A 10,160-nucleotide genomic window follows, 5' to 3' on the forward strand; every position below is an offset into this window, starting at 1 on the left:
GGTCGAGGCGAAGCCCGGGAAGCCGGTCCAGCAGGGCGGTGAGCGCGGTCCGGGCCTCCAGCCGGGCGAGGTGGGAGCCGAAGCAGAAGTGCGGGCCGTGCGCGAAGGCCAGGTGCTCGGCGGCGTTCTCGCGCCGGACGTCGAAGCGGTCCGGGTCGGGGAAGGCGGCCGGGTCGCGGTTGGCGCCGGCGATCGACACCCGGACCAGGTCGCCCGCGCGCACGCGCGTCCCGCCGAGGTCGGCGTCGCGGGTGGCGTAGCGGTCCACGACGGACGCCGCCGGCTCCAGCCGCAGCGACTCCTCGATCGCGGCGGGCAGCAGGTCGCGGTCGTCCAGGACGAGCCGGAGCTGGGCGGGTTCCCCGAGCAGGTGCAGGGCGAGGTTGGCGATCATGCCCTCGGTGGTGTCGATGCCGCCGAACATGAGGATCGCCGCGTTCGCGACGACCTCGACGGTGTCCAGAGGCCCCGTGTCCAGAGGCCCCGTGTCCAGAGGCCCCGTGTCCAGAGGCCCCGTGTCCAGAGGCCCCGTGTCCAGAGGCCCCGTGTCCAGAGGCCCCGTGTCCAGAGGCCCCGTGTCCAGAGGCCCCGTGTCCAGAGGCCCCGTGTCCGGCGCCGCCGCGCCGTGGGCGGCCTCGGCGAGCAGCGACCCGGGGCGCGCCGCGCCGATCGCCTCCTCGACGGCGGCGCCGAGCAGCCGGTACGCCTCGTCCGCGCCGGCCGGTGCGGTGCCGCCCGCGGTGATGGCGGACACGGCCTCGACGAACGCGCCGTACCAGGACCGGACGGTCGCGGCGTCCACGCCGTACAGGCCGAGCGCCTCGGTGACGACGGCGACGGCCAGCGGCCCCGCCAGCTCGCCGCGCAGCTCGGCCCGGCCCGCGGGGGCCAGGCCGCCGGCGAGCCGTCCCGCCTCGGCCTCGACGAAGGCGGTGAAGCGCTCGCGGGTCCGCGCCGGCCGGAAGGGGCGCGCGAACGGGTCGCGGTGGCGGGTGTGGGCGGGCCCGTCCAGCGACAGCATGCTCGGGCCGACGACCTGCGCGGTGGAGAAGCGCGGGTCGTCGACCGTGAACGCGGCGGCGTCGCGCATCACCCGCAGCGCCAGGTCGCGGGAGGTCACCAGCCAGCCGCCCAGCGCGGGGAGCCACGAGACGGGCTCGTGCTCCCGCAGCCGGGCGAGGTGCGGGTGCGGGTCGTCCTCCAGGTCGGAGAGCGTGAGGGACGCGCCGGCGGGGAACCGGGCGGTCAGGTCGCAGGTCACCCGCCCGAGGATATTCGGTCCATTCTTGATCTACAACGTAAAGGCGCCGGGTCGGCTCGCCGCGGGCTCACGCGGCCTTCGACCGCCACCATTCACGGCCCCGCTCCGGCAGGGTGTAGATCGGGTCGTGGTACTCGTACTGCCTGGTCAGCGCGTCCGGGTCGGAGGCCTCCAGCCCCGTGCGGTAGTTCTTCGTCCAGTAGGAGATCCCGCGTTCGCGGTCGTAGCCGGCGATCTGGTGCACCCAGCGCTTGCCCACGTAGGGGACGTCGCAGACGATCCGGGGGGTGGCGAAGCCGGGCAGGTAGCCCATGACGGCGTGCTGGAGCTCCTGCGCCTCCCAGACCGCGAGCCGCCAGTGCTCGCTGTAGGGGATCATGTCGCACATGTAGAGGTAGTACGGCATGATCCCGGCCTCGTCGAGCAGCGCGAACGACAGGTCGAGCAGCGCGTCGGGGGTGTCGTTGACCCCGCGCAGCAGGACGCCCTGGTTGCGCACGTCGCGGATGCCGGTGTCGAGCATGGCGCGGGCGGCCCTGGCGACCAGCGGCGTCACCGACTGGGCGGCGTTGACGTGGGTGTGGACCGCGATCTGGACGCCGCGTTCGCGCGCCTTGGAGGCGAGGCGCTCCATGCCGGCGCGGACGTCGTCCTGCAGCCAGTGCTGCGGCAGGCCCATCAGCGCCTTGCTGGCCAGGCGGATGTCGCGGATCGTGTCGATGTCCATCAGGGAGTCGACGAACGATTCCAGCCGCGGCCAGGGCATGTTGGCGACATCGCCGCCGGAGACGACCACGTCGCGGACGCCGGGTGTGCGGCGCAGGTAGTCGAGCATGGCGCCGAGCCGGTCCGGCGGTTTGATCGTGAACTTGTGCTTGTCGACGTTCGGTGTGGAGTTGCCGACCAGGTCCATGCGGGTGCAGTGGCCGCAGTACTGCGGGCAGGTCGGCAGCAGTTCGGCGAGCACCTTGGTGGGGTAGCGGTGGGTGAGGCCCTCGACGGCCCACATCTCGGCCTCGTGGAGCGAGTCGCGCGCGGCGCGGGGGTGGGACGGCCAGTCGGTGCGCCGGTCGCTGAAGACGGGGAGCATGTAGCGGCGCACGGGGTCGCCGTAGAACGCGCCGGTGGACGAGGAGTCCATGGTGTTGAGCATCTGCGGGGGCAGCAGCATCGACATGGTCGCGCGCTCGGCCTGGTCGCGTTCCAGGTCGGCGTAGAAGGACTCGTCGAGCAGGCCGCCCATGACCGCGCGGAGCTGCCGCAGGTTCTTCACGCAGTTGGCGCGCTGCCACTGCGCCGACTCCCACTCGTCCTGCGTGACGTCGCGCCAGCCGGGCAGGCGGCGCCAGTCCGGTTCCTCCAGCGGCCGTCGCCGGTAGGCGTACGGCTGCCGCGCGGTCTCGCCGGACCGGACGCCCGCGCCCCGGTCCCGGTGCAGGGCAGTGGTCATCGTCGACCCCTCCTCGCCTCACATTGATCGCATAAAACTCTTGTATAGGGCTGACGTTACGGGAAGACTTTCGATGTAACCAGTGATACCCGGTATATCTTACGGATACTCGGCGGAGGTCGGGGGAGAGGCGGGACGGCGATGAGCGACGGCGGCACGGCGACGGCGGCGGGCCTGCACCGGGTGCTGGAGCCCGCGGGCGTGCTGCCGCAGGCGGCGCTGCGGCTGGACGCGGACCCGCGGATCCGGCCCGACGAGGTCCGGATCGGCGTCGAGCGGCTCAATCTGGACGCCGCGTCCTACCGGCAGCTGCGGACCGCGCACGGCGCCGACCCGGACGCCGTTCGGGCCGAGGTGCTGCGGATCGTCGCCGAACGCGGCAAGATGCACAACCCGGTGACCGGGTCGGGCGGCATGCTCGTCGGCGTCGTCGAGGAGGCCGGCCCGGAGTCGCCGCTGGGGCTGAAGCCCGGCGACCGCGTCGCGACGCTCGTGTCGCTGACGCTCACCCCGCTGGCGATCACCGACGGGCTGGCCGGCTGGGACGGGCTGTCGGAGCAGGTCCCCGCGCGGGGCCACGCGATCCTGTTCGCCCGGTCGATCGCCGCGGTGCTGCCGGACGACCTGCCCGTCCCCCTCTCCCTCGCCGTCATGGACGTGTGCGGCGCGCCCGCCCTCACCCGCCGCGTCGTCGCGTCCCGTCCGGGCGCCCCCGCCGTGGCGGTGCTCGGCGCGGCCGGCAAGAGCGGCTCGCTGTCGCTGGCGGCGGCCCGGCGCGCCGGCGCGTCCCGGGTGATCGGGTTGGTGCCGACCGCCGAGGAGGAGGACCTCCTGGCCGCGAGCGGCCTGGCCGACGCCGTCGTCCGCGCCGACGCCCGCGACCCGGTCGCCGTCGCCGCGGCGATCGAGGGCGCGCACGGCGGCCCCGCCGACGTCACGGTCGTCTGCGTCGACGTGCCGGGCTGCGAGCACGGCGCGATCCTGGCGACCGCGCCCGGCGGCACCGTCGTGTTCTTCTCGATGGCGACGTCGTTCCCGGCCGCCGCGCTCGGCGCCGAGGGCCTGGCCGCCGACGTCACGATGCTGATCGGCAACGGCTACGTGCCGGGCCACGCGGCGGCCGCGCTGGACCTCGTCCGCTCCGAGCCCGCGGTTCGCGCGCTGTTCACCGCCAGGACGGCGGACGATTCGGCACAATGACCGGGGAAGGCCCCGGATGCGGCGGGGACGACCCGATCATTGAGGAGAGTCGAGCATGGCGAGCATCACCGAGGAACTGCGCGGGCGGGATCCCAAGGAGCGCCAGGCGCAGATCGTCGACGTCCTGGTCGACGCGTTCTCGGACCTGATGGAGCGCAGCCCCGCCGAGTTCCGCCGCCGCTTCCGCAAGATGGCCTCCGACCCGTTCGCGTTCTACCGCGGCAGCGCGTGCCTGTTCTACGCCGACATCGTCCACGACGACGACCCGTGGGCCGACGAGCGCACCGGCCGCGTCTGGATCCAGGGCGACCTGCACGCGCAGAACTTCGGCACCTACATGAACGACGACGGCGTGTTCGTCTTCGACGTCAACGACTACGACGAGGCCTACGTCGGGCACTTCACCTGGGACGTCAAGCGCTTCGTCGCGAGCCTGGCGCTGCTGGCCTGGCAGAAGGCGATCTCCGACTCCGACATCCGCCGGCTCATCGAGACCTACGTGCGCGCCTACGTCGACCAGGTCCGGCGGTTCGCCGCGCACGACGGGGACGAGAGGTTCGCGCTGACGCTCGACACCACCGACGGGTACGTCCGGGACGTGCTGGTCGCCGCGATGGGCGGCACCCGGATCGGGCTGCTGCGGGGCATGACCGAGGTCGACGGGCCCGACCGCCGGTTCCGCGACCGCGCCGGCGTCCGCCGCCTCGGCGAGGCCGAGCGCGCCAAGGTCGAGGCCGCCTACGCGGAGTACCTGGGCACGATCCCGGCCGACAAGCGGTTCGGGAGCCTGACCTACCAGATCAAGGACATCGTCGGCGCCTCCGGATTCGGCATCGGCTCCGCCGGGCTGTCGGCGTACAACATCCTGGTGGAGGGCAACACCCAGGCCCTGGAGAACGACGTCATCCTGTCGATGAAGCAGGGCAACGTCGCCGCCCCCAGTCGCGTGGTCGGCGACCCCCGCATCCGCGAGTACTTCCAGAACCACGGTCACCGCACGGCCGTGTCCCGCCGCGCGCTTCAGGCCAACGCCGACCCGTGGCTGGGCCACACCCGCATCGACGGCGTCGGCTTCGTCGTCCAGGAGCTGTCGCCCTACGAGGAGGACCTGGACTGGGGCGGCCTGACCGAGCCGGAGGACATGCTGTCGGTCGTGGACGACCTGGGCCGCGCCACCGCCAAGGTGCACTGCGTCTCCGACACCGACTCCGACCACACGCTGGTCGGCTTCCAGGTCGAGGACGCCATCGACGCGGTGATCGGCGCCAACGAGTCCGCGTTCGTCGAGGCGATGGTGGCGTTCGGCACCGGCTACGCCGAGATCGTCCGCGACGACCACACCTACTTCGTCGACGCCTTCCGCAACCACCAGATCCCCGGCCTGTAGGGGCGTCGCCGCGTCAGGACGGGCGCATCAGCAGGAGGGCGATGTCGTCGTGGCCCTGCTGGTCGGACAGCTGGGCCAGGACGCCGTCGGCCGTCTCCTCCAGGGCACCGGCCTGCGAGGCGACCAGCGCGGACGCCAGCCGGGCGATGCCCTCGTCGACGTTGCGCATGCGGCTCTCGACGAGGCCGTCGGTGTAGAGGGCGAGGGTCGCGCCTGGCGGGATCACCGCCGTCACCTGCTCGTACTCGGGCGGGTGCGCCTCGTCCGACACGCCGAGGGGCAGCCCGTCCGGGGCGGGGAAGTGCCGCACCGTCCCGTCGGGCAGCGCCAGCAGCGGCGGCGGGTGACCGGCGCAGGCGACCTCGCAGCGCAGCGTCGCCGGGTCGCAGACCAGGCACAGGCAGGTCGCGAACTGCGCGGCGTCCAGGCCCTGGGCGATGCGGTCCAGGCGCGTCAGCACCTCGCCGGGCGGGAACCGGCAGCTGGCCAGGGTGTGCGCGGCGACCCGCAGCTGCCCCATCGCGGCGGCGGCGGTGACGCCGTGCCCGACCGAGTCGCCGATCACCACGGCGACCCGGTCGGCGGGCAGCGGCACCACGTCGTACCAGTCGCCGCCGACGCCGCTGCGGGCCGGCAGGTAGCGGCGCGCGATCTCCAGGCCCGGCGGGGCGGAGACGGCGGCGGGCAGCAGCGCGGCCTTCAGCGCGGTCGCGGTGCGGTGCTCGCTCCGGTACTGGCAGGCGTTGTCGATGGACGTCGCGGCACGCCCGGCCAGTTCGGCCGCCAGCGCGGCGTCGGCGGCGGTGAACGGCAGGCGCCCGCGTTTGCGGCTGAACACGGCGAACCCGAGCGTCCGCCCCCGCGCCGTCAGCGGCGCGGCCAGCAGCGAGGCGTGGTCGAGGAGACCGTCGATGAGGCGGCCGGTGCGGTGCGCGTGCAGGTCCTGGACGGCGTCGCCGCCGAACTCGACCATGCGGCCGGTGGCGAGGCAATCGGCGTAGGGGGTGGACGGCGGGTAGACGATCACCTCGTTGACGGGGAACTCCCGGGACCACCCGCCCGGGTCGTCCTCGGCGAACGCGATCGCCAGGCGCCGCACCACCACCGAGCCGCCGCCCCCGGCGGCGGGCCGGTCGTCGTCGGCGAGCAGCCGCTCCAGGACGTAGATGGCGCCGGCGTCGGCGAACCGGGGCACGGTGACGGCGACGATCTCACCGGCGGTGCGGTGCAGGTCCAGGGTGGAGCCGATGCGGCGGCCCGCCTCGCTCAGCAGCTCCAGTCCGCCCGCCCAGGGCGGCGACACGGTCAGCGCGACCGCGCCCCGGCCGCCCGCGATCCCGCCCGTTCCGCCGCCCGCGCCGGTCATCGGGTCGCAGGCGGCCGACAGGCCCTCGTCGGACAGCGGCAGGACCCCGTACCACGGGCGTCCCTCCCCGGCGAGCTTGAGCGCGGCGGCCAGCGGCTCGGCCGCGGCGGGCCGGCCGAGCAGGTCGGTGAGGACGGCCCCGACGGCCTCGGCGGCGGTGCGGCCGAACAGCCGCGCGGCCCCCTCGCCCCATCCGGAGACCCGGCCGTCCGGCGTCAGCAGGACGGTCACCGGAGACGCGGGTTGTTCGGACATCGGCCCTTCACTGTCCCGTATGTCGGGGCCGTTCCGGGGGACCCGCGTTACGCTGAGTCCGTCCCGCGCACGGTACCCCTCGGCCAAAGGGAGACAACGCATGGACTCCGAGTGGACACCACCCGAGGTCGACAGTCAGAGACCAAGCGTCGCACGGGTCTACGACTTCCTGCTCGGCGGAGACCACAATTTCGCGTCGGACCGTGGCCTCGCGACCGGGCTGCTGCGGGTCGAGCCCCAGGCGCGGGAGCTCGCGCAGGCGAACCGGGCGTTCCTGCGCCGCGCGGTCCGCGTGGTCGCCGCGTCGGGGGTCGGCCAGTTCGTCGACATCGGGTCCGGCATACCCACCCAGGGCAACGTCCACGAGGTCGCGCAGGAGGTCGACCCGGACGCGCGCGTGGTGTACGTCGACAACGACGACGTCGCCGTGGCGCACAGCCGCGCCATCCTGGCGGGCGACGACCGTACGGCGGTCGTCCAGGCCGACATGCGCCGTCCCCATGAGGTCCTCGCCGACGACGCGGTGACCGGCCTGATCGACTTCTCGCGGCCGGTGGCGTTCCTGCTGGTCGCGGCGCTGCACCTGGTCAAGCCGCAGGAGGAGCCGGAGTCGATCGTCGCCGCGTTCCGCGACGTCGCCGCCCCCGGAAGCCACCTGGTGATCTCCCACATGACCCACGAGGCGGAGCCGGGCAAGACCGCGGCGATCGGCAAGCTGTACGACCGCGCCACGTCCCCGGCCGTGGCCCGCTCGCACGGAGAGATCCTCCGGTTCTTCGACGGGTGGGACGTGCTGGACCCCGGCCTGGTGTACGTGCCGCGGTGGCGCCCGGACGGCGGCGAGGTCGACGACAAGCCCGAGCGGTTCCTGATGCTCGGCGGCGTCGGCCGCAGGTGACGCCCGGCCGGCGGCGCGGTCACCGGCGGGACAGGACGCGGGCCACCGCGGCGGCGACCACCGTCACCAGGATCCAGCCCGCGGCCACCAGCGCGTAGGAGAACCACTGGTAGCCGCCCGCCGGGTTGAAGGCGCGCTGCTGCCCCAGGTCCACCAGGGGGAGCAGCAGGTCGAGGGTGTAGACGACGGGGTTGAAGTGCGGGGCCTCGTCCGCCTTGAGGGCCCGGGGCGGGTGCGTGCCGTACACCAGGCCGCCCGCCGTCAGCAGCAGGGCGAGCCACAGCAGGGCGCGCCAGGGCTGGTAGCCGTAGGCGACCGTCGCCTCCTGCAGCAGCCCCCAGAACCGGACGGCCGGGGTGCCCGCGCGGTGGGCGAGGCGTTCCCTGGCCAGCAGGACGCGGCGGGCCTCGCCGGGCTGCCCCAGCGCGGTGTAGTGCGCGGCCAGGCGCTCGTAGGGCTGGGGCTGGTGGCCGTCCGGGTCGAGCGCGAGCCACCGCAGCCGCTCGCGCGCGGGCAGGCGCGGCTCCAGGCTCTCGTAGACCAGGCCGTTCAGCTTCACCGCCTGCGCCCATATCCGCGGGTCGTCGTGGAGGACGCCGACCCGGGCGTGCGCCAGGATGACCTCGCCTTGAACGGGTTCGGACGGCCGCAGGGTGAGCTGGCCCGCATGCAGGGTGTGGGCGTCCAGGGCGATGCCGCCGGGGTGGACGAGACGGGCGCCGATCAGGTCGACCCGGGCGCCGACCCTGGTGCCCGAGAGCTTGACCTTCCCGGTCGCGTGCAGGCCCGTGCAGAAGAGGTCGGCGGCGATCTCCGCCCGTGACAGCCGCAGGCAGGTGCGGCCGCCGGGCTTCTCCAGGCGGGCGTCGGTCAGCCTGAGGCGTCCGGCGATGCGGCCGACGACGGCGCGGACCTCGCCGCGAGCCCGCAGCCGTTCGCAGTCGAAGGTGCCGCCGACGGTGATGTTGTCGGCGTTCAGCGCGATCCGCTCGACGTCGCGCCGGGACTCCCGGTCGGCGTCCAGCCGCGCCCCGCGCAGCGTGAGGTCGTTGCCGACCCGGGCGCCGACCAGGCTGACCCGCCCGCCCACCACGGTGAGGTCCGTGGCGTCGATGTCGTTCACCGTGACCTGGTCGGCCCACAACGCGACGCCGTCCGGCGCGGACAGGGAGGCGCCGTCGATGGTGAGGAACGTGCGGATCTGCGCGCCGGGCATGCGCATCTCGCCTTCGGCCACGAATCCGCGCCGCGCGAAGAACGGGCCTTCGACCGTGAGGCCGCCGGCGCCCAGGGCCACGCCGCCGGGATTGCGGAGCACCGCCGAGTCGAGGAGCACCCCGCCCTCGACCCGCGTGCTGCGCAGCGCGGTCTCGCCGTGGACCGTCAGCCCGTTGGCGTGGAGTCCGCCGCCGATCGTGGTGTCGCCGAGCGACAGGGCACCCGACGGGTGGCGGGCCCCGTCGATCGCGGCGTTCTCCAGGTTCAGCCGTCCCACGCGGCCGCCGCGCAGCAGGACGGGCCCGTCCGCGCGGAACCCGTCGTCGGCCTCCAGCTCGCCGTCCACGACGAGCCCGTCGGCGGCGACCGCGACGCCGTCGGCGCCGGGGCCGATCCGGGCGCCGCGCAGCGAGACCTCCCCGTTGATCTTGGCGCGGTCGAGCCTGATCCCGGCGCGGACGGTGCTGAGACGCAGGTTGAGGATGCCGTCCATGCCCAGCCGCGCCGCGCTGAGGCGGTGCAGGGACGAGTGCACCAGCTGCACCGTGCGGGTGGTCGCCTCGAGCAGCCGGACCGGCTCGTCGAAGTGGCAGTACTCGCACACCAGCGCGTAGGGGACCTCGGCGCCGATGAGGTCGAGACGCCCTCGGATCCGGGCGCCCCGCAACCGGACCCCGGGCCGCCTGCCCGGGGCCGGCGGGACCTCGCCGAGCAGCAGCGCCGCGATCACCTCGGCGCGCACCGTGCGGTCGTCGTCCCAGTGCGGGGCGCCGGCGACATCGTCCTTCGCGGGGTCGCCCGTGCGCAGGTCGACCCATTCGCCCCGTGGGAAGGCCTCCCACAACCGTTCCTCGGCCTCGTTGCGCCGCTGCGTCGTCATGCGCCAATTCTGGGGGGTTCCGGGGTGATCGTCAGCGGGCGGAGGTGTGTCAGCGGGCGAAGGCGATCCAGCGGGCGAAGGCGATTCAGCGGGCGAAGGCGATGGCGGTTCCCGCGCTGACGACGACCGCGATGACCACCAGGACGAGCGTGGTGCTCAGCGGGTTGCGGCGCTCGGGCGAGTCCTCCGCCGCGTGCCGGACCGTGTGCGCCTCGCTCGGGGCGGCTTCGGGCGTGGTTTCCGGC

Annotated in this window: 7 protein-coding genes; 3 read left to right on the forward strand and 4 right to left on the reverse strand. The window is 74.1% G+C overall.

The genetic code is table 11. The features are described from left to right. On the reverse strand, positions 1-1,261 hold a 1,261-nt coding region (locus tag E1281_RS31910; protein WP_243717635.1), incomplete at its 3' end, for a cytochrome P450. A gap of 67 nt (positions 1,262-1,328) precedes the next feature. Next, entirely contained in the window at positions 1,329-2,711 is a 1,383-nt protein-coding gene (locus E1281_RS31915) for a lysine 2,3-aminomutase (protein WP_131883435.1), read from the reverse strand. Positions 2,712-2,852: 141 nt separating this feature from the next. Between E1281_RS31915 and E1281_RS31920 the strand changes: the two genes are divergently transcribed. Both E1281_RS31920 and E1281_RS31925 read left to right on the forward strand, forming a co-directional pair. After that, entirely contained in the window at positions 2,853-3,911 is a 1,059-nt protein-coding gene (locus E1281_RS31920) for a zinc-binding dehydrogenase (RefSeq protein ID WP_131883436.1), read from the forward strand. A 55-nt stretch (positions 3,912-3,966) separates the two neighbouring features. Beyond that, positions 3,967-5,298 carry a DUF2252 domain-containing protein gene (locus tag E1281_RS31925; RefSeq protein WP_131883437.1) on the forward strand — a complete coding sequence of 444 codons (1,332 nt, stop codon included), beginning with the start codon at positions 3,967-3,969 and terminating at the stop codon, positions 5,296-5,298. Positions 5,299-5,311: 13 nt separating this feature from the next. On the opposite strand, the gene E1281_RS31930 is transcribed toward E1281_RS31925, so the two are convergent. Then, positions 5,312-6,919 carry a PP2C family protein-serine/threonine phosphatase gene (locus E1281_RS31930; protein WP_165959199.1) on the reverse strand — a complete coding sequence of 536 codons (1,608 nt, stop codon included), beginning with the start codon at positions 6,917-6,919 and terminating at the stop codon, positions 5,312-5,314. A gap of 100 nt (positions 6,920-7,019) precedes the next feature. On the opposite strand from E1281_RS31930, the gene E1281_RS31935 reads away from it, so the two are divergent. Continuing rightward, positions 7,020-7,817, forward strand: a complete 798-nt coding sequence (locus E1281_RS31935; protein ID WP_131883439.1) for an SAM-dependent methyltransferase — start codon at positions 7,020-7,022, stop codon at positions 7,815-7,817. Between the two features lie 19 nt (positions 7,818-7,836). Here the strand turns inward: E1281_RS31935 and E1281_RS42240 are convergent, their stop codons facing one another. Next, positions 7,837-9,915, reverse strand: a complete 2,079-nt coding sequence (locus E1281_RS42240; RefSeq protein ID WP_131883440.1) for a hypothetical protein — start codon at positions 9,913-9,915, stop codon at positions 7,837-7,839. Positions 9,916-10,160 lie beyond the last annotated feature (245 nt).

Source organism: Actinomadura sp. KC345 (genome assembly GCF_004348515.1).
GTDB lineage: Bacteria > Actinomycetota > Actinomycetes > Streptosporangiales > Streptosporangiaceae > Spirillospora.